Annotated in this window: 24 protein-coding genes and 1 pseudogene; 15 read left to right on the forward strand and 10 right to left on the reverse strand. The window is 73.8% G+C overall.

The window, feature by feature from the left end; genetic code table 11:
- Window position 1: 1 nt before the first annotated feature.
- The 13 genes from HB370_RS33945 to HB370_RS34005 all read left to right on the forward strand — a co-directional run bounded on the left by HB370_RS33945 (window position 2) and on the right by HB370_RS34005 (window position 13,663).
- Complete coding sequence (locus HB370_RS33945) at window positions 2-1,255, forward strand: MCE family protein (RefSeq protein WP_030791571.1); 1,254 nt, start codon at window positions 2-4, stop codon at window positions 1,253-1,255.
- Window positions 1,252-2,310 (forward strand): MlaD family protein, encoded by a 1,059-nt coding sequence (locus HB370_RS33950; protein ID WP_030791568.1) that lies wholly within the window; start codon window positions 1,252-1,254, stop codon window positions 2,308-2,310. The genes HB370_RS33945 and HB370_RS33950 overlap by 4 nt, the downstream gene beginning before the upstream one ends.
- A complete protein-coding gene (locus HB370_RS33955; protein WP_030791565.1) occupies window positions 2,307-3,395 on the forward strand; it encodes an MCE family protein in 1,089 nt (362 codons plus the stop codon). The genes HB370_RS33950 and HB370_RS33955 overlap by 4 nt, the downstream gene beginning before the upstream one ends.
- Window positions 3,392-4,414: an MCE family protein gene (locus tag HB370_RS33960; RefSeq protein ID WP_030791562.1), complete on the forward strand. Its 1,023-nt coding sequence runs from the start codon at window positions 3,392-3,394 to the stop codon at window positions 4,412-4,414. The genes HB370_RS33955 and HB370_RS33960 overlap by 4 nt, the downstream gene beginning before the upstream one ends.
- Window positions 4,411-5,712, forward strand: coding sequence for an MCE family protein (locus HB370_RS33965; protein WP_078637763.1), 1,302 nt, complete (start codon window positions 4,411-4,413; stop codon window positions 5,710-5,712). Before HB370_RS33960 ends, HB370_RS33965 begins: the two co-directional genes overlap by 4 nt.
- Window positions 5,709-6,986: an MlaD family protein gene (locus tag HB370_RS33970; RefSeq protein ID WP_030791558.1), complete on the forward strand. Its 1,278-nt coding sequence runs from the start codon at window positions 5,709-5,711 to the stop codon at window positions 6,984-6,986. Before HB370_RS33965 ends, HB370_RS33970 begins: the two co-directional genes overlap by 4 nt.
- Window positions 6,983-7,495: a hypothetical protein gene (locus HB370_RS33975; RefSeq protein ID WP_030791556.1), complete on the forward strand. Its 513-nt coding sequence runs from the start codon at window positions 6,983-6,985 to the stop codon at window positions 7,493-7,495. Before HB370_RS33970 ends, HB370_RS33975 begins: the two co-directional genes overlap by 4 nt.
- Window positions 7,492-8,271 (forward strand): hypothetical protein, encoded by a 780-nt coding sequence (locus tag HB370_RS33980; protein WP_244405732.1) that lies wholly within the window; start codon window positions 7,492-7,494, stop codon window positions 8,269-8,271. The genes HB370_RS33975 and HB370_RS33980 overlap by 4 nt, the downstream gene beginning before the upstream one ends.
- A 26-nt stretch (window positions 8,272-8,297) precedes the next feature.
- Entirely contained in the window at window positions 8,298-8,846 is a 549-nt protein-coding gene (locus HB370_RS33985; protein ID WP_030791552.1) for a hypothetical protein, read from the forward strand.
- A gap of 44 nt (window positions 8,847-8,890) precedes the next feature.
- The gene (locus HB370_RS33990; RefSeq protein ID WP_030791550.1) at window positions 8,891-9,721 is read left to right on the forward strand and encodes a hypothetical protein; all 831 of its coding nucleotides are present in this window, start codon (window positions 8,891-8,893) and stop codon (window positions 9,719-9,721) included.
- A 100-nt stretch (window positions 9,722-9,821) separates the two neighbouring features.
- Entirely contained in the window at window positions 9,822-11,093 is a 1,272-nt protein-coding gene (locus HB370_RS33995; protein WP_030791548.1) for a lytic murein transglycosylase, read from the forward strand.
- A gap of 272 nt (window positions 11,094-11,365) precedes the next feature.
- Window positions 11,366-12,706, forward strand: a complete 1,341-nt coding sequence (locus HB370_RS34000) for a hypothetical protein (RefSeq protein ID WP_030791547.1) — start codon at window positions 11,366-11,368, stop codon at window positions 12,704-12,706.
- A 189-nt stretch (window positions 12,707-12,895) separates the two neighbouring features.
- Window positions 12,896-13,663 (forward strand): restriction endonuclease, encoded by a 768-nt coding sequence (locus HB370_RS34005; protein ID WP_030791545.1) that lies wholly within the window; start codon window positions 12,896-12,898, stop codon window positions 13,661-13,663.
- 111 nt (window positions 13,664-13,774) lie between these two features.
- Here HB370_RS34005 and HB370_RS34010 read toward each other — a convergent pair whose 3' ends face one another.
- The gene (locus tag HB370_RS34010) at window positions 13,775-15,535 is read right to left on the reverse strand and encodes a M28 family peptidase (protein ID WP_051816115.1); all 1,761 of its coding nucleotides are present in this window, start codon (window positions 15,533-15,535) and stop codon (window positions 13,775-13,777) included.
- Window positions 15,536-15,954: 419 nt separating this feature from the next.
- Here HB370_RS34010 and HB370_RS34015 point away from each other — a divergent pair, with 419 nt between their 5' ends.
- Window positions 15,955-16,902 carry a LuxR C-terminal-related transcriptional regulator gene (locus HB370_RS34015; RefSeq protein ID WP_051816114.1) on the forward strand — a complete coding sequence of 316 codons (948 nt, stop codon included), beginning with the start codon at window positions 15,955-15,957 and terminating at the stop codon, window positions 16,900-16,902.
- 74 nt (window positions 16,903-16,976) lie between these two features.
- On the opposite strand, the gene HB370_RS34020 is transcribed toward HB370_RS34015, so the two are convergent.
- From HB370_RS34020 to HB370_RS34055, 8 genes are all read right to left on the reverse strand, one after another.
- Entirely contained in the window at window positions 16,977-17,438 is a 462-nt protein-coding gene (locus HB370_RS34020) for a S26 family signal peptidase (protein WP_030791537.1), read from the reverse strand.
- Window positions 17,435-19,285: an ABC transporter ATP-binding protein gene (locus HB370_RS34025; protein WP_037702976.1), complete on the reverse strand. Its 1,851-nt coding sequence runs from the start codon at window positions 19,283-19,285 to the stop codon at window positions 17,435-17,437. Before HB370_RS34025 ends, HB370_RS34020 begins: the two co-directional genes overlap by 4 nt.
- Entirely contained in the window at window positions 19,282-19,821 is a 540-nt protein-coding gene (locus HB370_RS34030) for a TlpA disulfide reductase family protein (RefSeq protein ID WP_030791531.1), read from the reverse strand. The genes HB370_RS34025 and HB370_RS34030 overlap by 4 nt, the downstream gene beginning before the upstream one ends.
- A 187-nt stretch (window positions 19,822-20,008) precedes the next feature.
- Window positions 20,009-20,554 (reverse strand): MauE/DoxX family redox-associated membrane protein, encoded by a 546-nt coding sequence (locus HB370_RS34035; RefSeq protein WP_037702983.1) that lies wholly within the window; start codon window positions 20,552-20,554, stop codon window positions 20,009-20,011.
- Window positions 20,555-20,635: 81 nt separating this feature from the next.
- Window positions 20,636-20,833: a hypothetical protein gene (locus HB370_RS34040; RefSeq protein ID WP_030791525.1), complete on the reverse strand. Its 198-nt coding sequence runs from the start codon at window positions 20,831-20,833 to the stop codon at window positions 20,636-20,638.
- 143 nt (window positions 20,834-20,976) lie between these two features.
- On the reverse strand, window positions 20,977-21,777 hold the full coding sequence (locus HB370_RS34045) for an AraC family transcriptional regulator (protein ID WP_030791522.1): 801 nt from the start codon (window positions 21,775-21,777) through the stop codon (window positions 20,977-20,979).
- Window positions 21,778-21,852: 75 nt separating this feature from the next.
- Window positions 21,853-22,413 (reverse strand): hypothetical protein, encoded by a 561-nt coding sequence (locus HB370_RS34050; protein ID WP_030791519.1) that lies wholly within the window; start codon window positions 22,411-22,413, stop codon window positions 21,853-21,855.
- Window positions 22,406-22,666, reverse strand: a complete 261-nt coding sequence (locus HB370_RS34055) for a hypothetical protein (RefSeq protein WP_030791517.1) — start codon at window positions 22,664-22,666, stop codon at window positions 22,406-22,408. The genes HB370_RS34050 and HB370_RS34055 overlap by 8 nt, the downstream gene beginning before the upstream one ends.
- A 519-nt stretch (window positions 22,667-23,185) precedes the next feature.
- On the opposite strand from HB370_RS34055, the gene HB370_RS34060 reads away from it, so the two are divergent.
- Entirely contained in the window at window positions 23,186-24,211 is a 1,026-nt protein-coding gene (locus HB370_RS34060; RefSeq protein ID WP_280117767.1) for a LuxR C-terminal-related transcriptional regulator, read from the forward strand.
- 107 nt (window positions 24,212-24,318) lie between these two features.
- Here the strand turns inward: HB370_RS34060 and HB370_RS34065 are convergent.
- Window positions 24,319-24,999: pseudogene (locus tag HB370_RS34065) on the reverse strand (polysaccharide deacetylase family protein); the annotation flags it as partial.
- Window positions 25,000-25,099 lie beyond the last annotated feature (100 nt).

Genomic DNA, 25,099 nt, shown 5'->3' on the forward strand with positions numbered 1-25,099 from the left:
GATGAGCCGACCACGAGGCGACACGCTGCGCCGCCGCTCGGCCGGGGTGGTGTTCCTGCTGGTGCCCGCCCTGCTGATCTGGCTGGCCGTCGCCGTCTACGACAAGAAGTTCACCGCCTCCGCTCCGGTGGTCGTCGAGACCGGCAGCGTCGGCAACGAGATGCACCTGGGCGCCGAGGTCAAACTGCGCGGTGTCGTCGTCGGCGAGGTCCGCGCCATCCACGCCACCGGCGACGGCGCCCGGCTCACCCTCGCCATGAAACCCGGCGCCCTCGACCGGGTGCCGTCCGACGTGCGCGCGCAGATGCTGCCGACCACGCTGTTCGGCGAACGGTACATCGCGCTCGTCCCGCCCGCGCGCCCCTCGCCACGGCCGCTGGCCGCCGGGGCCGTCATCCCGCAGGACCGCTCCGCGAACGCCGTGGAACTCCAGCAGGTCCTCGACAACGTGCTGCCGCTGCTCACCGCGGTCCAGCCGCAGAAGCTCTCCGCCACCCTCTCCGCCGTCTCCCAGGCCCTGGAGGGCCGCGGCGACCGGCTCGGCTCCACCCTCACCCGGCTCGACGCGCACCTGCGCCGGTTCAACCCCCAGCTGCCCACGCTCAACCGCGACCTCAAGGAACTCGTGAAGGTCAGCCATGTCTACGCGGACGCCGCCCCCGACATCCTCGCCGCGCTCACCGACTTCACCACCACCGGCGGCACCCTCGCCGAGCAGGAGGCCGAACTCGCCGGCACCTTCGGCGCCACGACCCGGACGGCCGAGGACATGACCGCCTTCCTCCAGCAGAACGCGGAGAACGTGATCCGGCTCAGCGCCGCGAGCCGGCCCACCCTGGAACTGCTCGCCGAGTACTCCCCGTCCTTCCCCTGCACGCTGCGCACCCTCGCCGAGTTCGTGCCCGCCATGGACAAGGCGCTCGGCAAGGGCACCGACCGGCCCGGCATTCACGTCGACATCACCGCCGTGCCCTCGCGCGGCGCCTACCGCCCCGGCCGCGACACCCCGGTCTACGGCGCCGGAGGCGGCCCCCGCTGCCACCCCGTGCCCTACCTGGGCACCGCGGCGGAACCCGCCCTGACGGCGTATCCGGGAACCGGCGCCGGGCTCGGCCCGGCCAACACCCCGCAGGAGAACGACCTCGTCAACGAACTGCTGGCCCCCGCCACCGGCCGGCCCCCCGGCGAACTCCCCGACTGGAGCAGCCTGCTGGCCGGCCCGGCCTACCGCGGCACGGAGGTGACCCTCGGATGACCGCCCCGGACCACGCCCACACCCGGCGGCGCTCCCTGGCCGGGCCGCTGCTGAAGTCGCTCGCCTTCGTGGTGGTGACCGGCCTCGCCACCGCCGTGCTCGGCCTCAGCGTCGCCGACACCGGCATCGGCGGCGACACCACCACCTACCGGGCGCTGTTCACCGACGTCACCGGCCTCGACGAGGGCGCCAGCGTGCGGATCTCCGGGGTGAAGGTCGGCGAGGTGACCGATGTGCGGGTCGTCCACCGCCGCACCGCCCAGGTCACCTTCACCGTCCGCGAGGACCGCCGGCTGCCGCGGTCGGCCACCGCCGCCGTGAAGTACCTCAACATGGTCGGCCAGCGCTACGTGGCCCTCGACCGGGGCAGCGGCGACCTCACCGGCACCCTCCGGCCGGGCGACACCATCCCGCTGGAGCGCACCACCCCCGCCCTGGACCTGACCCTGCTCTTCAACGGGTTCAAGCCGCTGTTCGAAGGACTCTCCCCGAAGGATGTCAACGAACTCGCCGGTTCCATCGTCCAGGTGCTGCAAGGAGAGGGCGCCACCGTCGACAGCCTGATCCGCCACGTCGGCTCGCTCAGCACCACCGTCGCCGCCAAGGACAAGGTGATCGGCGAAGTGGTCGCGAACCTCGGCACCGTCCTGCGGACCCTCAACGAACGCGAGGCCGGCTTCGACGACCTGGTCGCCACCCTGCGGTCCCTCGTCACCGGCTTCAACGACGACCGCAAACCCCTCGGCGACGCCGTCCAGGCCATGGGCGAGCTGACCACCGTCACCGCCGGGCTCCTCCAGGACGGCCGCGCGCCCCTGAAGAAGGACATCCGCGAACTGGGCCGGCTGTCGACGGGCCTGGCCGGGCACACCCCGCAGATCCAGGACTTCCTCGACCGCAGCCCCGCCAAGATGTCCGCCCTGGCCCGGCTCTCCTCCTACGGATCGTGGTTCAACCTCTACCTGTGCGAGGCCCGGGTGAGCAATGTGACCACCTCCGACGGCTCGAAGGCGCCGACCGGTATCGCGCTCACCGAATCGAGGTGCCGCGGATGAGACTCCTCGCACGGCGCGGCACCACCGGCCGCCCGGGCGCGGCCCGGCGCCCGCGCTTCAAGCCGGTCAGGGAGCGGGACCCCCGTGCCGTGGGCGTCGTCGGACTGCTCGTCCTCGCCCTGCTCGCCCTCCTCGTCCTGCGGCTGGACCGGCTGCCGTTCGGCGGCGGCACCACCTACAGCGCCGACTTCTCGGAGGCGGCCGGACTGGACGCCGGCGACGAGGTGCGCGTCGCCGGCGTGAAGGTCGGGGAGGTCACCGGCGTCGCCCTCGACGGCCCCAAGGTCAAGGTCAGCTTCGAGGTCGAGGACGCCTGGATCGGCGACCGGACGACGGCGGCCATCGCCATCAAGACCGTCCTCGGCGACAAGTACCTGGCGCTCGACCCGCTCGGCGCCGCCCGCCAGGACCCCGGCAGCCGCATCCCGCTGTCCCGCACCACCTCCCCGTACGACGTCACCCAGGCGTTCCAGGACCTCGGCGGCACCATCGACGCCATCGACACCCGGAAGCTCGCGGACAGCTTCGAGACCATCTCCAAGACCTTCGCGAACTCCCCGCCCCATGTGCGCAAGGCCGCCGACGGCCTGTCCGCGCTGTCGAAGTCCGTCTCCCGGCGCGACACCGAACTCGCCGAACTCCTGCGGGGCAGCGCCCGGTTCACCCAGACGCTGAAGGACAAGAAGTCCAGTTTCGAGATCCTCCTGCGGGACGGAGGCTCCCTGCTCGGCGAACTGCGCGACCGCCGTGACGCCATCCAGGCACTGCTCGAGGGAAGCCGGGACCTCGGCACCGAACTCGGCGGCCTCGTCGAGGACAACGACCGGCAGCTGGGCCCCACCCTCGAGGCACTCGGCCGGGTCACCACCGTCCTGGAGAAGAACAACGCCCAACTCGGCAAGACCCTCGCGCTGGCCGGCCCGTACTACCGCCTCGTCGGCAACACCCTCGGCAACGGCCGCTGGTTCGACAGCTATCTGTGCGGTGTCGTCCCCCGCGCCTATCTGCCCGAGACGTCCCGGCCCTCGACCGGCTGCATGCCGCCGAAACAGCGCACCACGGCCGAGGGGAAAGGTCAGCGATGAGCACACGCCGGAAACTCCTCGCCTGCGCGCTGGCCCTGACGGTGCTGATCGCCGCCGGGCTCGCCGCCGTACGGGTCCTCGGCTCCGACGGCACCCGCCTCACCGCCTACTTCGACCGCGCCGTCGGCATCTACGCCGGGTCCGACCTGCGGATCCTCGGCGTACGCGTCGGCGAGGTGGAGTCGGTACGGCCCCAGGGCACCACGGTACGGGTCGGCCTCCGGCTCGACGAGGGCGTCAAGGTGCCCGACGGCGCCCGTGCCGTCGTCGTCGCACCGAGCGTCGTCTCCGACCGGTACGTGCAGCTCACCCCCGCCTACCGTGACGGCCCGGCCCTGGCCGACGGCGCCGTACTGCCCGCCGCCCGCAACCGCACCCCCGTCGAGATAGACCAGCTCTACGACTCGATCACCGAACTCGGCCGGGCGCTCGGCCCGGACGGCGCCAACTCCACCGGCGCACTGTCCGACCTGCTGAAGACCGGGGCGGCCAACCTCCAGGGCAACGGCGAGGCCATCGGCGACAGCATCGAGCAGTTCGGCAAGGCCGCCAAGACCCTCGACGGCAGCAGCGACGACCTGTTCGACACGCTGAGCCGGCTCCAGGCCTTCACCACCATGCTCAAGGACAAGGACGACGACGTGCGCACCGCCCAGGAGCGCCTGGCCGAGGTCGTCGGCTTCTTCGCCGACAACAAGGACGACCTCGCGGGCGCCCTGGACGAACTCGGCACCGCCCTGGGCCAGGTCAAGACCTTCATCGAGGACAACCGGGGCGCGCTGAAGGAGAACGTGGACCGGCTCGTCCCCCTCACCCGGACCCTGGTCGAGCAGCGGGCCTCGCTCGCCGAGGCCCTGGATGTGGCCCCGCTGGCCGCGGGCAACGTCGTGAACGCCTACAACCCCGACACCCGCACCCTCGACGGCCGCGCCAACCTCAACGAGATCAGCCTGGGCGGTCCGTTGCTGCCGCTGTACCCGACGGACGGCATCACGGCATCCGGGAAGGGACGGCGATGAGACTGCGTACCCGGCCCGCCGAACGGGTGGACACGGCGGTCCCGAGACGGACACTCACCAGGCCGGGCGCGGCCCGCCTCACCGCCGGCGGACTGCTCGCCCTCGGCCTGGCCCTGGTCCTCGGCGCCGCCACCCTCGGCGTGACGCGCTTCGACGGCATCCAGGAACTGCCGCTGCCCGGCGGCGCCGACCTCGGCGACCACCCGTACACCGTCACGGCGGAACTGCGCGACGTGCTCAGCCTGGTGCCGCAGGCGGCGGTGAAGGTCAACGACGTCGCCGTCGGCCGGGTCACCGGCATCGCACTCGACGGCTGGTCCGCCCGCGTCACCATGAAGATCAACGGCGCGGTACGGCTGCCCGCCGACGCCACCGCACGGGTGGAACAGTCCAGTCTGCTCGGCGAGAAGTACATCCAGCTCGTGGCGCCCGCCCGGCGGACCGGCGCCGGGAGGCTGGCGGACGGCGCCGTCATCCCGGTCTCCCGCACCAGCCGCAACACCGAGGTCGAGGAGGTGTTCGGCGCGCTGTCCCTGCTGCTCAACGGCGGCGGCGTCAACCAGCTCAAGACCATCACCCGGGAACTGAACGAGGCGCTCGGCGGCCGCGAGGGCGAGGTCCGCTCCGTACTGAGACGGGTCGACACCCTGGTGACCGACCTCGACGACCACCGGGGCGACATCACCGACGCGCTCGACGCCGTCAACCGGCTCTCCGCGACCCTCGCCACCCGTGAGGACGACGTCGCCACCGTCCTCACCGACCTCTCACCCGGCCTCAAGACCCTCGACCGGCAACGCGGCTCGCTGCTGACCATGCTGCGCTCCCTCGACACGCTCTCCGAGGTCGCCGTCGCCACCATCGACGCGAGCAAGGACGACATGATCGCCGACCTCAAAGCCATCGCCCCCACCCTGAAGGCTCTCGCGGACGCCGGCACGGACCTGCCCGACTCGCTCCAGGTGCTGCTCACCTACCCGTTCACCGACGAGGTGCTGCGCGGCGTGAAGGGCGACTACCTCAACGTCTACCTGGAGATGACGGCCGCGCCGGGAACGCGGATCATCCCGCCGCTGGTGCCGCAGGGAACACCCTCACCGACGGCGAGCGCGCCACCCGGCACGACGGCGAGCGAGCAGCCCGGCACGACGGCCCGCGAAGGCACCGGCAAGGGACGCCGGACCACCCCCGCGCCCACCTCGCCGCTGCCCCTGCCCGCCGTCTCCACCCCCGCCTCCGGTCCCGCAGCCACCGGCACCGGCTCCGGGGCACCCACGCCGGGAGGTGAACTCGGTTGATCACCCGCGCCGTCCGGCTGAAGAACCTCGCCTTCCTCCTCATCGCCGTCCTCGCCTGCTCCTACCTCGGCATCCGTTACGCCGACCTCGGCCGGTACGCCGGCGTCGCCGACTACTACACGGTCGACGTGCTGCTGCCGCAGACCGGCGGCCTGTTCACCCACTCCGACGTCACCTACCGGGGCGTCTCCGTGGGCCGCGTCGGCCCGATCGGCCTCACCGCGGACGGTGTCGTGGCCGAACTGCGCATCAAGAAGTCCGCCCCGCGCATACCCGCCGACGCCCGTGCCGTGGTCGCCGGACTCTCCGCCGTCGGCGAGCAGTACATCGACCTGCGCCCGCGCGGCGACGACGGTCCCTACCTCGCCGACGGCGCCCGGATCGAACAGTCCGACACCCAGGTGCCCGCACCCGTCACGGACGTCCTCGCGAGCATCGACGACCTCACCCGGTCCGTACCGCTGGAGGACCTGCGCACGGTCGTGGACGAGTTCGGCAAGACCTTCGAAGGACACGGCGACGATCTGCGGGAACTGCTCGACAGCGGTGACGCCTTCCTGCGGGCCGCCGACCGCAACCTGCCGTCCACCACCCGGCTCCTCGCCGACGGCGAGACCGTGCTGCGCACCCAGGCCGAAGAGGCCCGGGCCATCCGGGACTTCGCCGTCGGAGCCAAGGAACTGGCCCGCACCCTCAAGGGCTCCGACGCGGACCTGCGCCGCCTCCTCGCCGCCGCGCCCGACGCCGCCACCCAGGTCAGCGCGGTCCTGCGGGACCTCGACCCGAGCCTCGGCGTCGTCCTCGCCAACCTGCTCACCACCTCCGAGATCGCCGTCACCCGGCAGCGCGGCCTGGAGGAACTGCTCGTGAAGTACCCGGCGGCCGTGTCCGCCGGGGCCACCGCCGTCGACGGAGGGAAGCTGAACCTCGGCATGGCCGTCACCTTCTTCAAGCCCCTGCCCTGCACCGCCGGTTACGGCGCCACCCGCTACCGCAACGGACTCGACCTCGGCACCGCGCCCGCCCTCAACACCGGCGCGGCCTGCACCGCCTCCGCCGCGGACGGCTACAACGTCCGCGGCTCGGCGCACGCGCCCAAGGGCGGCCCGGTCCCCGGCCCGGCGAGGCCCGGCTCCCTGCCCTCCGGCGGCGCGGCGGCACCGAGCGGCACCGCCACCCCGCTGCCCGGCGCCCTCGCCCTGCCCGGCCAGGAGGGGGCGGCGCCGCAGGACATGGCGGACCTCCTCCTGCCCGGCACCGGGAGCACACGGTGAGGGGGGCCAGGCTTCTCACGGCAGCGGGACTCGTGCTGGCGACGGGCTTCTGCGGGACCGGCGCGTGGACGTACGCGCAGGCCCGCACCGACGACGCGGCCGCCTACGGCCGACAGCGGGACCGGGCGCTCGCCGAGGGCCGCTCGGGCGTCACCGTCCTCACCACGCTGGACGCCTCCACCCGGCAGCGGGCCGAGGCGGGCATCCGGGCCTGGCGCGCCGCGTCGACCGGGCCGCTGCGCGACGCACTGGGGCGTACGGAGCCGAAGGCGGGCGCCTCGGCCCGCGGCACGGTCACCGAGGCCGCCGTCACCGCGCTCGACAACCGTGCCGGCACGGCCAAGCTCATCGCCACCGTCAGCGTCGAGGTCACCCCGGCGGGGACCAAGCGGCCGACCACCGACCGCAAACGCCTGGAGGCCGTGCTGACCCGCACGGACGCGGGGGAGTGGAAGGTACGGGCCCTGAACGCGGTACCGCTCGCCGGGTACGGGGAGGAGCACCGATGAGACTCACACGCCCGCGACGCGCCTCGGCACCGGCCCTCACGCGCCCCGCAACGGCCGACCCCACCGACGACGAGGCGACGGTCGGCGCCCCCGTCGAGGAAGCGGCGCGGCCGGAGCCCGGGATGCCGGGGGGTGAGCCGGCGGGCTCCGGGGCGGCCGACACGCGCGGGGGCGGGCCGGCCGAGCCGGAAGCGGGACCGGACCCGGATGCGGAGGGACCCGTGGAAGGGGCCGCCCAGGCGGAAGCGGGCGGGAGCGATTCCCGTAGGTCACGGGGCGGCCGGCTGCGCGGGGTCGCGGCGGCGGGGATCGTCGCCGTCCTCCTGGGCGGCGGGTGCGCCTTCCACTACGGCGCCCACCAGCTGAGGTCGACGGAGGCCGCCCGTAACCACGCGCTCACCGACACCGAGGCCACCGCCCGGGTCGCGGGGGAGATCGACAACGCCCTCGCCCGCGTCTTCTCCTACACACCCGACGGCACCGCGACCGCCGAGCGCTCCGCACGCACCGTGCTCGACGGCCGCGCGGCCCGCCAGTACCGGGACCTGTTCGCCCGGATCCGCGACGACCTCGCCGGCCAGCGGATCACCCTCAGTACCAAGGCCGTACGCACCGGTGTGATCGAACTCGACGGAGACCGGGCGCGCCTGCTGGTGTTCCTCGACCAGACCTCCCGCCGGGGCAACGGCAAGGCCACCACCGCCGCCGCCCAGCTCACCGTAACGGCCCGGCTGGAGAACGACCGTTGGCGGATCGTCGACATCAAGGCCCGCTGACCGTGCGCGAGATACGGGAGAACCTCATGCCACGCACCCCGCGTGTCCCCGCCGGAAAACGTCCCCGGCCACTGACCGCCCTGTCCCTCGCCCTCGCCCTCTGCGCGGCGGGCTTCGCGGCCTGGGCGGGCGAGGACTGGTACGAAGCGGCCCACGACGACCGGTCCGCGTACGCCGCCGAGCGGGACGAGGCGCTCGCCGCCGGGGAACAGGCCGTGCAGAACCTCAACACCCTCGATCACCGCGACCTGGACCACGGCCTCGACCTGTGGGAGTCGTCCACCACCGGCGAGCTGCGCGAGCAACTGGCCTCGGGGCGCAAGCAGTTCGCCGAGCAGGTGAAGGCGGCGAAGACGGTCACCACGGCCCGGGTGCTGTCGGGCGCCGTCACCGAGCTCGACGACCGTGCCGGGCGGGCCCGGGTGCTGGTCGCCCTGCGCGTGACCGTCAAGGCGTCCGACGGGGCGAAGACCGAGAAGGACAGCCGGATGTTCGGCGAACTCACCCGCACCAAGAGCCAGTGGCGGCTCAGCGCCCTGGGTCAGGCCCCGGTGGGCGGCGCCTCGGCCGGCTGACCGTTCCGTCCGCGCACGCCGCCCGCACGAGAGGACACCGCACGATGTCGACGACCCGCCACCACATCAACCGCGAGCGGCGCCGCCAGTCGCGCGACACCCGGCCCGCCGCCTCCCCGGAGCAGCAGCAGCCGGAGCAGCCGGGGCAGGCCGAGCAGCCGGAGCAGCCGGCACATCGCACCCGTACCGTCACGGCCGTACGCCCCCGATCCGCGCGAACGGCCGTCGGAGCCCCGGACGCCCCCCGGGACCGGAAGACGGACGGCCCCCCGCCCGCCGCCGGAGAGGCACGGGACCGGGCGTCGGACGGCTCCACGCCCGCCGCCGGAGAGGCGCCCCGCCCCCGCTCTCACCACCGCACCGCCCTCGCACTGCTGTGCGCCCTCACCCTCCTCCTCGGCGGGTTCGCCGGGTGGGCGCACGCCAAGGCCGAGTCCCTGCGGGACGACCCCGCGCTGCGCAACACCGCCCTGACCGACCTCGCCCGCACCAGCGAGATCAAGGGACAGGCCGCCAAAGCCGTCGACCGGCTCTTCTCCTACGACCACACCGACCCCGGCGCCCTCCGGAAGGCCGCCGAGGACCTCCTCACCGGGAAGGCCGTCGCCCAGCACCGCGCCCTGCTCGCCGATGTCCGCAAGCGGGCCGACGCACAGAAGGCGGTGATCACCACGACGGTCACCGACAGCGCGGTCGAACGCATCGACGGCGACCGGGCCCGGGTCCTGGTCTACGCCGACCAGAGCAGCGTCAGCACCTCCGGGACCCGCGGGAAACAGGACGAGGGCGTGTACGCCGGAGCGATGCTCGCCGTCGACGTCGTCCTCCGCGACGGGCGGTGGCTCGTCTCCGGCATCGACACCTTCGGCCGCTGAGGACCACGCGAACCACCCGACCGCACCACCCGAACCCCCGAACCACGCCATCGAGACAACGACCGTGAAGCCCACGACAACCACGGGAGTGACACCAGCGATGTCCACGCGCCGCGTACGACGCCCGCTTCCCGGCCGGACCCGCAAGGGGCTGCGGACCACCGCCCTCGTCGTGACGGTCGTGGCCGCCCTCACCGCTTCCCAGGCACCCGGCCTCACGGAGGGGGTGAAGGACGCCCACGCGGCACCGCCGGCCGACGGGGAACACCGGCCGGGCACGGACGCCGCGTACCCCCCGTACGCCGAATCCGCCCCGCCGGGCGACGGTTCGTACCACACCGAACTGCCGCCCCGGGCCCGCCGGTCCGGCGTGGGCTCCCCGGCCGTCCTGCGCGACACCCGCTCCCAGTCCGGCATCCCGGCCACCGTGCTGCGTGCCTACCGGGCCGCCGAGACCTCGGTCGGCCGGTCCGATCCCGGCTGCCGGCTGCCCTGGGAGCTGCTCGCGGCGATCGGCAAGGTCGAGTCCGGCCACGCGGGCGGCGGCGCGGTCGGCCCGGACGGCACCACCATCCGCCGGATCACCGGCCCAGCCCTCGACGGCCGCGGTTTCGCCCTGATCCGGGACACCGACGGCGGGTCGTATGACGGCGACCGGCTCTACGACCGTGCGGTGGGGCCGATGCAGTTCCTGCCCTCCACCTGGGCCCGCTGGGGCACGGACGGCAACGGTGACGGCCGGGCCGACCCGGACAACGTCTTCGACGCGGCCCTGGCGGCCGGACACTACCTGTGCGCGGGCGACCGCGACCTGGGCCGGAGCGCGGACCGGGCCGAAGCGATCCTCGGCTACAACCACTCGCGGCTCTATCTCGAACTGGTCGGGCGCTGGCTGGAGTTCTACAGCGGGGGAGTCCACGCCGTACCGGACGGCACGGGTGTGCCGCCGCGGAGCCCCGGCGCGGGCGGTGACACACCGGCGGTCGAGCCCGCCGACGGCGCGGGACAGGGCGGTGGCGCCGGACACGGCGACGGCGCGGGGGACGGCGACATCATCGTCGGCCCGGACCCGACCCCGCCGGGCCGTCCCGGGCCGTCCCCCACCGTTCCCTCGCCGGCCCCTGCCCCGACCTCCGCCTCCCCGGCCCCGAGCCCCACCGCTCCCACGACGCCCCCGGCGAGCCCGGAGCCCTCCCCGTCGCCCGGACAGCCGACGGGCGGCCCGTCACCGTCCACCTCACCGGACCCGACGGCCGAGCCGAGCCCGTCGCCCACCGGCCCGGAGGACTGCGCCCCGCAATCCGCCACCCCGTCCCCCGCCCCCAGCACCTCCCCGAGCCCGACACCGTGCCCCACCACCGTCACCGGGTGAGGACGGGACGCCGCTGACCGGGAGGGCCTCCGCGTACGTCCGCCGGCCCTGTCCGCCGTGCGTCCTGTGCCGCCCGGTGCGTTCACCCGGATGGTGCCCACCGCGCGCGTGGGCGGGCACCGTCCGTCGCAACAAGCGGTGAGCGCCGCGTGGGGTACCCGGGGCATGCGGGTCCGGAAATTCCCGTGCCGGGCACGGCCCCGGCTCTCTACTGTGACGGAGGCCGGTCACAGAGCGATCCGGCCGGTCCTGACCCGCACGGAGAGGCCCGCGTGGAAGACATCTCGCAGTATGACGACGACCTCTGGGACGACTTCGAGGACGAGGACTTCGAACCGCCCCGGATCACGTACCAGGAGGCCGTCGAACGCCTTCAGCGCCTCGCGGGCCGACGCACCGACGTGACCGTCGAGTGGGACGGCAAGCAGAAGTGGGACGGCCGGCGGTGGCGCGACGACGCACGGATCGTCTTCACCGGAGCCGGCGGCCCGCGCATACGCCTGAGGTCGGCGGCGCAGCTCCACCTCATGGAACGCCTCGTAGGCTCGGCAGTCCCGCTGCCCGAGCGCCACGCCGTCTGGTACCCGCAGAGCGGAGTGATCACCGCGCGCCTCATCGGCGACTTCGACCAGTTCCACAGCGCTTTGGTACGCAGCCTCCTCCCACGACAGCGGCGAGCCGCCGACCTCGAGGGCCCCCTGGGCGCCGACCTGGCCGGCCTGCTCGCCTCGACGGGGGCGTTTCGCGTGAGCGAGGAGGCGGACGGCTCCGGCCGGTCGCTGCGGCTGGTCTCCGTCCCGCCCGAACTGTCCCTGCTGTACAACACGCGGGACGGGGGAGGACTCTCGCCGAGTCTGGAACTGTCGGGGGTGTCGGCCCCGGACGCGGCCGAGGCGCAGAAGGCGCTGGTGGCGTACGGCACTTCGTATCTCTTCGGCCTCGCCAAGGCGCAAGGAGCCTCGCTGCGCCTCTGGGACAGCGGATACCGCCTCGGCAGCCGGAGGGGGCCCTCCTACTCCACGAAACTCCGTTTCCCCCAGCGGCAGTACGACGCCGAGCCCGCCGAACTGTACGGCGCCGGCAACGCCGCGGGGCGTCACCCGGTCGAACGGTGGCTGAAGTACTACCAGGTGCTCGAGTTCTACATGCCGAAGGCCGTCGCCCGGGAGATGGCCGTGCAGGGAGTCGCCAAGCAGGACCAGGCGCAGTCCCCGTACGCGCGTCCGCAGAAGACCCGCAGCCTGGGGACCGAACAGAACCAGCTCGATGCCGTGATCAACCTGGCGGTGACACAGGCGGAGGTCGCCGGACTCCTGCGGGACCGGGACCTGTTCGCGACACTGAGCGACCCCGCGGTCATCCGGCATGTCGAGACGCTCGCGGACGACGGCTCCGGCGCCCCGCTGCCCGGCAGCGACTACCGCGCGGCCATCTCCTCACGGGTGTACGGCATCCGGAACAGGATCGTGCACATGAAGGAGGGCGGCGGAAAGAAGGGTACGCCCCTGCTGGGCCTGCACAGCCGGGAAGCCCGGGACCTGGCCGCCGACCTCAGACTGGTCCGCTACCTGGCCGAAAAGACCATGGAGCACTGGGCCACGGCCCTGCCGTAGACCTCTGCGCCGCGTCCCGTCAGCGGGCTGCTGACGGGACGGCGTACGAGGAACCGGGCGGCATCTCGCAGGCCCTGGCGCGCTACGCGCACGAGAGAAGCGTCCCCGGGATGAAGGGGGCGCGGGCTTTGCGGGCAGACGGAAGTGATCTTCACGTTCCGCCAGGGAAGGGGGCGTCACCTCGTGACCATGCCCGCACGCCGTACACGACCGCGCACCGGCCGCCGGTCGTTCGACCTACGCTCGACCGCCCTGTTCTTCGTGCTGCTCGCCCTGCTCCTGTGTGTCCTCGGCTTCGCCGTCCGTACGCTGGCCGGGACCGCCGAGCGGCGCCCCGCCTGGGTGGCCGTGCTGTGCCTGGCGGGTCTCGCCGCCGTCCTGGCGTGGGGCCGCCGACGGCACCGCCTCTTCGGCGCCCGGACCGCCCGGCGGGCCGCCGCGGCACTGGAGGAGGGCGTGCACACGGCGCTGGAGGAGTGGGAGGCGCCCGCGGCGGCCGCCCCCTCCGTCGGCGACCGTCGCGTCGCCGATTCCGCCGGGTACGCGTGCGCGGACGACTACGACGCCCTGGACGCCGACGAGTTCGAGCGGGCCGTGGCCGGGCTGTGCGAACGGGACGGCTGCACCGGAGTCGAAGTCGTCGGCGGGGCCGGGGACTTGGGCGCCGATGTGCTGGCCGTGGCGCCGGACGGGCGGCGGGTGGTCATCCAGTGCAAGCGCTACGGCGACGGGCACCGGGTCGGCTCGCAGGACCTCCAGCGCTTCGGCGGCACGTGCTACACCGTGCACGAGGCCGATGTCGCGGTCCTCGTCACCACCAGCGACTTCACCGCTCCGGCCGTCGAGTACGCCGAGCAGTGCGGGATCGTGTGTGTCGGCCGGCCGGCCCTGCGGGCGTGGCACGACGGCACCGGGCCGGCACCTTGGCTGCTCGTGGACGCCGTCGGCGGTTGCTGAACGGTACCGGGCCCGGCGGTCGGAGCCTGCCCGCCCGCCGCGGTCCGGATACGGCGTCCGTGGCGGGGGAGCCGGGAACGGTGGTCCGGCTCCCCCTCGGCGTGCGGGTGGTCAGCCGGTCGTCAGGGTGGCGTCGTCGACGACGAAGCTGGTCTGGAGGCCGGAGTCCTCGGTGGCCGTGAACGTCAGCGTGATCTGCTGGCCGGCGTACTGGCCGAGGTCCAGGGTGCGTTCGGTGTACCCGGTGGCCGCGTCGGCGTTGGAGTAGGTCTGCTTGGCGGTCCCGTTCACCTTGACCTGGAAGGTGTCGTACACCGTCGTGCCCGACTCGGCGGTGTCGATGTGCAGCCAGTACCTCAGGGTCGCCTTCGCGCAGCCCGCCGGGACGGTCACCGTCTGGCCGATGCTGTCGGTGGCGGCGTAGCCGTACCCCGCCAGCCAGGCGTACCGGGACCCGGAATGCGCGGACTGGCCGCTGAACGTGCCGATCGCGCCGGTGTCACCCGTCCACGGCGACGTACCGCTCTCGAAGCCGCCGTTGGTGATCACCTGGGTCGGCGTGCAGCCGCCGGCGCCCCTGACGGTCAGCGTGTACGACGCGCTGTGGGTGGCGGTTCCGGTGCCGGTGAAGGTGAGCGGGTAGGTGCCCGGCGCCACGGAGGAGCCGACGGAGACCGTCGCCGTGGACGAGGCACCGGAGGTCACCGAGGCCGGGCTGAAGGAGACCGTGACGCCCGCCGGAGCACCCGAGGCGGACAGGTTCACCGTCTGCGCCGAGCCGCTGGTGGTGGCCGTGGACACGGTGGCGGTCAGCGAGGTCCCCGGGTCGGCGCTGCCGGTGGCCGGGTTCACCGAGACCGAGAAGTCGTTCGCCGGGGCGGTGTCCGACACCGCCTGCTTCCACAGCGTGTAGGCGACACCGTCCGCGCTGCGGTTCAGCCCGGTGGCGTTGATGTTGCTGGTGGTGTCGCACGCGGAGTGGTAGCAGCCGTCGTACGCGGCGCCCGCCGTACCGCCCCACTTGGCGGCCTGCGCCGAGGTCTTGCGGGCGCTCGCGCCCATGGCGTAACCGGAGGTCGGAATGCCGTAGTTCTCGAAGGAGTAGTCGTCGGAGCGGCCCGCGCCCTCGGTGTTCTCCTCGGGCTGGAGGTTCAGCGAGTCCCAGTACGCCTTCATCGGCGCGGCGGCGGCCGAGGTGATGTGGTTGATGAAGTAGCCGCCGTTGGGCGAGGCGAGCATGTCGAAGTTGTAGTACGCCTTGATCGCCGAGCGCTGGGCGGAGGTCAGCGAACGGACGTAGAAGTCCGAGCCGTTCAGGCCCTGCTCCTCGTCCGTCCACCAGCCGAAGCGGACGCGCGCCGCCATGGCGGGGTCGGTCTGGGCGAGTTTGAGCGCGACCTCCAGCAGGGTGGCGCTGCCGGAGCCGTTGTCGTTGATGCCGGGGCCGGCGGAGACACCGTCCAGGTGGGAGCCGAACATGTACACCCTGGACGCGTCGCCGCGGGGCCACTCGGCGATCAGGTTGGGGCCGGCGCCGCTGGTGCAGCCGGAGGTGCAGGCCTGCTCGGTGACGGTGTAGCCGGCCGCCTGGAGCTTGCCCTTCACATAGGCGACCGAATCCCGGTAACCCTGCCCGGTGGAGCGGCGGTTGCCGCCGTTGCGGGTGGCTATGGAGTTCAGCTCGGTGAGGTGCGCCTGCACCCTGGTGACGTCGATGTCGGGCGCGGCGGCGGCCAGGGCGGGGGAGTGGGCCGCCGTGGGGAGGTGGCCCGCGGGGGCCGCCCCGGCGCTCGCGGGCAGCAGGGCGAGGCCCGCGGCGGCCGTGGCCAGCGCCAGGCCCGCCAGGGACAGTCTTCGTGGTCGTAGCACCATGTCTCCTTGTGGGGTGGAGGAAACGCCGGGTGCGCGGCGGACTCGGGTGAGCCGCGCCACCACACCCTGAAAGAGCATGCGCATGCCAAGCCCTCGGCAAGCATGGGCGTGCGGGACCGGCCGGATCAGCGGCTCCCGCCCGTCCTCCCGGCAGACGCCGGCACGGATGCCGTACGGGCGTGCCGGGCCCCGAGGAACCGGGCGGGCGGCCACGAGGTTAACGGCCCCGCCCACCTCGGGTCCCCGGCCGAAACCGGCGCGTCCGCACCCGGCCAGATCCGCCGCCCCGCGTCCGGGTCCGGATGACGGCTCTGGTCTCCGGTGCGAGCCGCCCGTATCGTGCGCGCATGCGTGCGCGGGAGAACCCTTCGCGGGGTCGGCGGCCGACGGACTCCGAGGCGAAGGAGGCCTATCTGGCCATGAGGGAACGGATCGGGACATCGGACGCGCGGCATGCCACCGAGCGGGAGGAACTACGCGGACTGCCCGCCGAAGTGACGCGGTGGCTGGCGGAGCGGCGGCTGCTGGACCCGAGCGGGGAGCGGCTCAGCCCGCCGGAGCGCGCCCTGCGGCACGTCGTCTCCGAGCACCGGCGCCGCCTGCGGGAGACGGTCGACGGGCTCGCCCGGGACGCCCGGGCCCTGGACGACGTACTGTCCCTGCTGACGGTCCCGCGGCCCGGCACCCGGGAAACCGTGGAGACGGAGTTCTTCACCGACCGCGAGCGCACCCGGCAGCGGCTGGAGGAACTGGACGCGCTGAGCCGGGAGGAGTTCCTGGCGATGCGCAACACCTTCCCCGGGGCACGGGTCCTGGACGCCAGCCTCGCGCGGGACCTGGAGATGGCGGCCGACGGCATCCGCATGCGCCTGCTGACCTCTCAGCAGGCGCTGCGCTCGCCCGCGCCGGCCCGCTATCTGGCCGCGCTGGCCGGGGCCGGGGTCGAGGTGCGGGTCGCGGCGACGGTACCGCTGCACATGAACATCATGGACCGCGCGGTCGTCGTGATCGGGGTGGGGGCCGGTCCGCGGGGCGAGGGCGGTGACGTCATCCTGCACAGCGGGCCCGTGGCGCAGTGCTTCGCCCGGGTCTTCCTCCACGCCTGGGACCTGGCCCGGCCGCACACCGGACGGCCCGCCGGACCGGATCCTTCCGGGCCGGATCGCCCCGGGCCCGAACTGTCGGCGCTGGAACGCGAGGTGCTGGCGCTGCTGGCCACCGGCGCCAAGGACGACACCATCGCCCGCCGGCTGGACTGCTCGGACCGCACCCTGCGCCGCGTGATGCACCAGATCATGGCGAAACTCGGCACCTCCAGCCGCTTCGAGGCGGGAGTGACCGCGGCCCGCCTCGGCCTGGTGGACTGAACCGGGCCGGCCGCGGACGTCACCCCGCGCACAGGGGCGGAGCCATCGGGCCGCAGCCGGTTCGGCCGCGGCCCTCACCGGGCGCGCACGACCACCCCGAGGACCGCGTCGGCGGGGAAGAGGCCCATCCGGCGCGAGTCCTGGCTGACCCGCGGGTTGTCGCCGAGCAGGACGAGCTTGCCCGGCGGCACCAGGTCCTCCGGGACCGCGGCGAGGGCCGGGCCGAGGCCGCGGGGCACCGGGTCGCCCGGTACCGCCGCCACCCGCTTGATCACCCAGGTGGGTTCCGGCCCCGGCAGGCCGGGCGGGGCCGGCCGCCGCCCGTGGAACGGCAGCCGTTCCACCACGACCACCCGGCCCTGGACGAGCGGCCCGCCGCGCCGCACCAGGACCCGGTCGCCGTCGCGGTACGTCGGTTCCATGCTCCGGCCGCGCACGGTCACGGCCACCAGGGTCCGGCGCGTCCGGCGGGCCACGGCGGCGAGCACCGCCAGGGCGAGGCCGCCGAGGACGAGCACGGGTGCGCAACGCTTCATGATCCGCCTCCGGTGAGCGCGGCCGTGTCGTCGCACGCGCCGCGGTAGCCCTCGGCCTGCAGGCCGAACATCCGGGCGTACGGGCCGCCTTGGGCGAGCAGCGCGGCATGTGTGCCCTGCTCCGCGACGCGTCCCTCGGCGAGGACCACGATCCGGTCCGCCTCGCGCACCGCGCCCAGGCGGTGCGAGATCAGCAGGCTGGTGCGGCCCTGCCGGGCGTGGCGCAGCGAGGTGTGGATCTCGTGCTCGGCCTCCGCGTCCAGGCCGGCCGACGGTTCGTCCAGGATCATCAGGTCGCGGGCGTCGCGCAGGAACGCGCGGGCGAGCGCCACCCGCTGCCACTCGCCCCCGGACAGCAGCACGCCGTTCTCCGGGTCGTCCTTCTCCGTGTCCATGAAGAACATGCGGGACAGCAACGTCCGGTAACCGTACGGAAGCCGGGCGAGCCGGTCGTGGATACCGGCGCGGGCGGCGGCGGCCCGCAGCCGTTCCTCGTCGTCGAGGGCGGCCAGGTCGCCGAGCGCGATGTTCTCGTGCGCCGTCAGGTCGTAGTGCATGTAGTCCTGGAAGACCGCGCCGATCCGTTCGCGCAGCCGGGACACGTCCAGCTCGCGCAGGTCCGTGCCGTCCCAGAGGATCGCGCCCCTGGTGGGGTCGTAGAACCGGCACAGCAGTTTCACCAGGGTGGACTTGCCCGCACCGTTGAGGCCGACCAGCGCCAGCGCGCTGCCGTGCGGGATGCGCAGGTCCACCCCGCGCAGCACCCACGGGTGGTCCGGCGAGTAGCGGAACCACACGTCCCGCAGCTCGATGCCCGACCGCAGCGGCGGCACCTCGCCCCGCGCCCGCACCAGGTCGGGGCCGGCCGAGGTGACCGCGACATGGTGGTCGAGCAGCAGCAGGGCCTGATGCGCGTTGGCGGCCTCGGCGGCCAGGGACGCCAGGGCGCCCTGCACCCCGGCCACCGCCGCGACGAAGACCGTCACGTCCCCGGGCGTCAGGGCGCCGGTGCGGGCGGCGGCCATGGCCCACAGCAGTCCGCCGCCGGACACCGCCGCGGCGAGCAGCGCGAGCAGACCCTGGGTGCGTACCTCCCCGCGGTCCACGGACCGCCTGGCCGCGTTGGCCGTGCGCTTCTCCCCGGTCATCCGCTCGCGGAAGAACCGGCCGGTGCCGAAGAGCCGGATCTCCTTGGCGGCCTCGACGGTGGACAGCAGGTCTCCGTAGAACATCTCCCGGCGTTCCACCGGGCCGAGGTCCCACAGCATCCGGGCCCGGCGCCGGGACAGCAGCACCTGGGCGAGCAGTGCGGGCACCCCGGCGCACAGCACCACGGCCGCCATCGGCGGGCTGAGCACCAGCAGCGAGCCGAGGAAGCCCACGACGGTCACGGCGGCCCGCGCCGCGCCGAGCAGGCCGTCGAGGGCCTGGTTCGCGTACGGGGAGCCGCCGGAGCGCTGGGCGAGACGCAGCCGGTCGAGAAAGGCGGGATCCTCGAACCGGCGCAGGCCGGTGAAGCCCTCCACCGCCCGGAACAGCTCGTCCTGCGCCAACAGGCCGATTCTCCGGTCGAGTTCGCCGCGCAGGTACTGCGTCATGTGGGGCTGCGCCCCGGCCGCCATTCCGGTCAGCGCCAGGGCGGTGCCCAGGGTGAGCAGATGTCCCGTGGTGGCCGTACCGACCAGCCCGTCGAGCAGCAGCTTCGTCAACCAGGTGGCGGCCACCGGCAGACCCGCCGCCAGCAGGGTGAGCGCCAGATGCAGGCCGAGCGTGCCGGGCGCGGCCCGCCGGGCGAGCGAGGCCGCGACGGCGAGGCGACGGCCGGCCGGGCTGGTCGCGGTGGTCATGCGGCGACCGCGGACCGGTCCAGCGCCACCTGGTCGCGGCGGACCACGACCCGTCCCTCACGGTCCGCGCCGACCGCGAGCACCAGCGGGTAGGCCCGGGCCTTGAAGGCGGCCCCCAGCATGCCGTCCGGGGTCTCGCGCACCACCTTGGCGACAGGGCTGAGGGTGTCTACGAACTCGGCACTCTCCTCGGGCTTGCCGACCACGACCGCGACGGCACGGTCCCGGCCGCCGGGCAGCGCGCTCACGTACTCCACGAACTTCGGCATCTTCTCCTGGCACGGCCCGCAGGTCGGCGAGAAGAAGGCGACCAGGGTCTCGTCGGCGAGCTGGTCCCGGGTCAGGGCCTCGCCGTCCACGGTGGCCGCGGTGAACTCGCCCACCTCCTCGCCCTGTTTGATCGAGGCGGGTCCGCCGTTGAGGTCGGTGAGCAGCGCGGTGTGTTCGCGCAGGCGCTTGATCACGCCGAGGGTCAGGGTCAGATCGAGCAGACAGAGCAGCCCGACGAGGGCCAGGGCCGCGATCACGAATGCCATCGTGCTTCTCCTTGAGGACGGTTGGGGTGCGGGGCCGAGGAGTGGGACAGGGGTGCGGAGGCGGGATGCGGGGCCGAAGAGCGGGGCACGCGTGCGGAGGCGGGACGCGGGGCCGGACCAGGGCGCGGGAGCCGTGTGCGGGTCGGGCGGCCGGGAGCTGATACGGGGCCCGGGTGCGGTGGCGCTGTCACGGGCCCGGGTGCGGTGGGGACGGGACGGGGCGGAACAGGGCGACGAGGTCGTCGAAGAGCGCGACCAGCGCCCCGAGCAGCAGCCCCGCGCACACCGCCACGACCAGCCCGCCGGGCCGTACCGCTCCCCCCGAGGGCAGCACGGGCGCCACGGCCGCGGCCCCGGCGAGCAGCAGATTGCGGACCACGTGCCACGGGCCCAGCGGGGTCGTGGAGGCACCGAAGCAGCGGCAGGGCACCTGCTCGCCCCGGCGCAGGGACAGGGTGATGCCCGCGGCGAACACCGTGAGCAGCCCCGCCGCGACGAAAAAGCCGGCTGTACGGGCGACGGACACGGGAATGACGAGCAGTACCCAGATGGCCACCTCGGCGGCCAGTACGCAAAAGGCGGCCGGCCCTGCCGCGGACGCCGGGAGAATACGCAACCGGCGCAGGGAGGCGGTGAATTCCCGGATGTCGCCGCGGCTTTTCAGTTTCCCGGCCGACGAGACCAGGAAGACCACGACGACGAGGCTCTGAACGGCCAGGACCACGTAGTGCACCGTGCGTTCCTCTCCGTGCCGGCCGGCGCGGCGGTGGTGCACCGCGCCGGCCGCACGATCAAGCGGACGAAAGGGCGGGCCTCAGCAGAAGCAGCTGTACGAGGCACCGTTGTTGCAGGTGGAGCAGGGGGCGTTGTAGCTGCACGCGCCGCCGTACGCCTTGTTGCACTGCCAGCAGGCGGACCACGACTGGCACGCGGACGAACTCGCGGCGGCCTCGACCTTGGGCACGAACAGGCCGAGCAGACCGCTGCCGAGCGCTTCGATCTTCTTGAGCATGACGTTCCTCCTTCTGTTTTCCGTACTGGTGGTTTTCCCGACCCCGGAACCGGGCCGTGTCATCACTGTCGCAGCGGAACGGACGCGGGGTCTTGGATAAATTCGGCGACTTCCCCGGAATGCCGTGGATTCGCTTTCGCCGCTCAGCCGCCAAGGGGAAAGCGCCGCGGCGGGACGCCGGTCATGGCCTTGAACTCGCGGCTGAAGTGGGCCTGGTCGCAGTAGCCGGTCTGCAGCGCCGCGTCCGCGGCCGAGCAGCCGCCGGCCATCAGGCCGAGCGTCCGGCGCAGCCGTACGATCCGTGCCGCGGCCTTCGGAGTGACCCCGACCTGCTCCACGAACCGGCGCGCCAACTGGCTTTGTGACAGCCCCACTTCACGGGCCAGCTCGGCGACGGACGGGGCCGCCGCGGCCTGGGTCAGGGAACGCCAGGCCCGGGCCACGGGCACGGCCGGCACCGGGCCGCGCGCGAGCAGGGCGCCGAGTTCCGCGTCGAGCATGCGGAACCGCTCCCGCCAGTCGCCCGACGCGCCCAGCGCGCGCAGCAGGGCGGCGCACCGCCCGGCGGGCAGCAGCGTGTCCAACTCCACGACGCGCCGCGAGAGATGCCGTAAAGGTGTGCCCAGCAGCCGGAACGCCGCCCAGGGGGCCAGGGCCACCTCGACACCGGTCACCGCCGTACGGTGCTCGAAGCGCAGGCCGTGGGTGCACAGCCCGCACACACTCGCCCGCCGGACGACGAACGGCGCCTGGTGGTGCGGCGGTTCGCTGATGAGCAGTTCGCCCTCGGTGACCAGGAACAGGATCACGGCGTCCGCCGGAGGCTCCAGGCGCCGGCACGCTTCGGCGGCGGCGAGCCGGAATCCCCGGTAGCCGAGGACTCCGGGGTGGGACGGGACACCGGACAGGTGCGGGAGGGCATGCGAGCACGCCGAGAACTCCATTCCGGTCCTTTCGGGAGGATGGGTTTCGGTGGGTTCGGGCCTGGGCTTCCGGCGGGGGAGGAACGCAAGGACGGCTCAGCGCGCGTGGTCGTCCCCGCCGCCCGTCACCTCGATGCGCCGGCCGTGCAGGCCCGCCGCGTCCGGCCCCAGCAGCATCAGCACCGCCGCGGCCACCCGGCGTGCCGAAGCACCCGGGCCGGCGGTCACCACATGGGTGCCGGCGGGCGGCGGTTCCTCCCCGGCGCCTTCGGGAGCGGCACCGGACCGTGCGACCAGGACGACCCGGCGGCGGCCGGCCGGCAGCTCGCGCAGGGCCGCGCCGAGCGGGTGGGCCGCACCGGGTGTGTACGCCAGATCCACCACCGCGTCGATGCCGCCCAGTTCGCCGGTCACCTCGGCGAGCAGGCGCCGCGGATCGGCGGGGCTGTCCGGGACGAGCAGATAGGGCAGGGCCCGGTTGCCGTAGCGGTCGTGCAGGTGCCGGCACAGCAGCGCGCAGCGGCGCGCCGAGCGGGCGGTCACGGCGAGCGTGGTCCCCGTCGCGGCCAGCCGCCGGCAGACGAGCCTGCCCACGAGGGTGTGCCCGTCGACGATCAGCGCGACCGAAGCCGCGCCGAGCGGGGCATCGTCAGGCATGGAGGGACCGCGCGGACGTCGCGGCCGGCGCGGGGTTCGGCGGCGCCGGCCAGGTGAAGTCCTCCTCGTACGCCTGGACGGGGTTCGGGGCGGCGGCCACGGGCCGCGCGGACGCGTCGGGCGAGGCGTGGCCGAGGCCGGGCACCAGGGCGGCGCCGAGCAGCAGCAGTGCGGCCGGTGTCGTGCGGCGGGCCGCGCGGGAGCGCGCGGCCGGACAGGAACGGTGGATGAGGGAAGCGAGACGCGCACGCATGACGGCTCCTTGGTCGGAAGGACTGTGCCGGGGCCCGGGCGGCTCCCGGTGACGCAGGCAAGCAGAGCACCGCCCGGTGTGCCCCGGAAGGCCGATCGGGCGGCATCCGGTTGCCAGGCAGCTTTCTGCCAGGGGGAGGTCCGGCGTTCCAAGGCCGGTGGGTCCAGGGCGCCCCGGCGCCAGGCGGCAAGGCGCGTTCCGTGGCGGACGACCGTACCGGAAGGGACGCGTGGGCGTACGGAGGCGGGTATGACGCAAACCTGACTGGTCAAGGGGCGGGCGTTCGCGAACTGTTGACCATGAGGCGGAGTCGCGGAGGCGGCGCGGGTCCTGACGGGGCTGCCGTCACCCGGCTGACCGGAGCCGCGTGACCTGCCCGCGCCGGCCGGCCCGCCGCCGTCCGGGACACCGCCCGGCGTACCGCGTACAGGAGACCCGCGGCGAAGGCCGCGCGAACGGCCCACGCGCCAGCGTGGGCCCGAGCCCGGGGCAGGTTCCGGGGGAGGGGGATGCCGCACCGTGACCTTGGGGGACGAAGGGGCGGAGCCCTGGGGGGACAAGGGAGTGGCGCTCGACGCGGACGCGCTGGCGGTGTACCGGGCGGTGCTGCTGCACCGGGAGGGCGACCCGGCGGCGCTCGCCGCGATCCTCGGCATGAGCGACCGCCGGGTGCGGGCCGCCTGCGACCGGCTGACCGAACTGGCCCTGCTGCGCCCCTCCAGGGACCGGCCCGACCTGATCCGCGCGGTCAGTCCCGACCTCGGCCTGGAGCTGATGCTCCAGCGCGAACAGCAGGAACTGCTGCTGCGACAGGAACGGCTCGCGCAGACCCGTTCGGCGCTCCGACTGCTCGCCACGGAGTACGCGGCGGCCGGCGGGTCCGCGGACCGGTCCCCGGACGCCGTGGAGGTGCTGCGCGGGATGGACGAGATCCGCACCCACCTCGAATCGCTGGCCGGCCGGTGCACCCGCGAGGTGCTGTCCTTCCAGCCGGGCGGCGCGCTGCCCACGGAGGCCCTGGAGGCGAGCCGTCCGCTGAACGAGCAGGCGATGGTACGGGGTGTCCGGTTCCGTACGATCTATCTGCAGAGCATCACCACGGACCGGGTGACCACGCAGTACGTGCGCTGGGCCCGGGAGTTGGGCGGCGACATCAGACTCGCGCCCACGCTGCCGATGCGGTTGCTCGTCGTGGACCACGAGGTCGCGGTGATACCGGGCGAGACCCGGGCCGGCCTGCCCACCGCGCTGCTGCTGAGGAGTGCCCCCGTGGTGCGCGCCCTGCACGCCCTGTTCGAGGCGTACTGGAAGGACGCCGAGCCGTTCGGGACGGAGCCGAAGGAGGCGCCGTCCGTGGGGCCGACGGCGCAGGAGCGGGCCGTGCTGCGGCTCCTCGCGGACGGCTGCAAGGACGAGACGGTGGCCCGCGCCCTCGGCATCTCGGTCCGCACGGAACGCCGCATGGTCGCCGAGCTGACGGCCCGTCTCGGTGCGTCCAGCCGCTTCGAACTGGCCGTGAAGGCGACGCGGTCGGGCTGGGTGTGACCGGGCCGGGCGGGCGCGTCGCGGGGCAAGGGGTGGTTCCGGAGGGCTCCGGAACCACCCCTGAGGTGCTCACCTCTGCCGGGTGGACAAGGGTGTCGGTTTTGTCAGGGAGCCACGGCGCGGCCGGTCTGCGGGGAGATGCGGCCGGCGCACAGGCCCTTGCTCGCCAGGGTCTGGGCGATGCGCGGGATGGCGGCGAGGGTGTTGGCCGGCCACTCGTGCATCAGGATGATCTGGCCGTTGCCGAGCCGGGAGACGGCCTGCACGATGGCGTCGGTGCTCGCGCCGTTCCAGTCCTGCGAGTCGACGTCCCAGATGATCTGCCGCAGCCCGTACTTGGCCTCCACCGCCTGGACGGTGGCGTTGGTCTCCCCGTACGGCGGGCGGAACAGCTGCGGTGTGCCGCCGCCGGCCGCCGCGATCGCCTGCTGGGTGCGGGAGATCTCGGAGTCGATCTGGGCCTGGCCGAGCTGGGTCAGGTGGGGGTGGGTGTAGCTGTGGTTGCCGACCCACATGCCGGCGCTCACCTCGGCCCGCACCTGGGCCGGGTAGGCGGCGGCGAACTGGCCCTCGTTGAACATCGTGGCCCGCAGGCCGTTCTGCCTGAGCGCGTTGAGCAGGGCCGGGGTGTGGTCGTTGGACGGGCCGTCGTCGAAGGTGAGTCCGACGTAGCCGTTGCAGGCGGCGGCCTGCGCCGGAGCGGCCTGGGCGGCGGCGGTGACGGTGCCGGCCACGGCCGTCACGGCGACGGCCAGTCCGGTCAGCAGGGAACGGGGTGCGGCGCGCATGCGGGTGGGTCCTCCTCGGGTCGTGCGGGACCGGGGGCGGGGATGAGCGGACGGAGGGGAGGAGAGGGGAGGGCCGGCAGGCCGCTCGGTCAGCCGGTCA

The organism is Streptomyces sp. DSM 40868 (assembly GCF_011820545.1).
Classification (GTDB): Bacteria; Actinomycetota; Actinomycetes; order Streptomycetales; family Streptomycetaceae; genus Streptomyces; species Streptomyces eurythermus.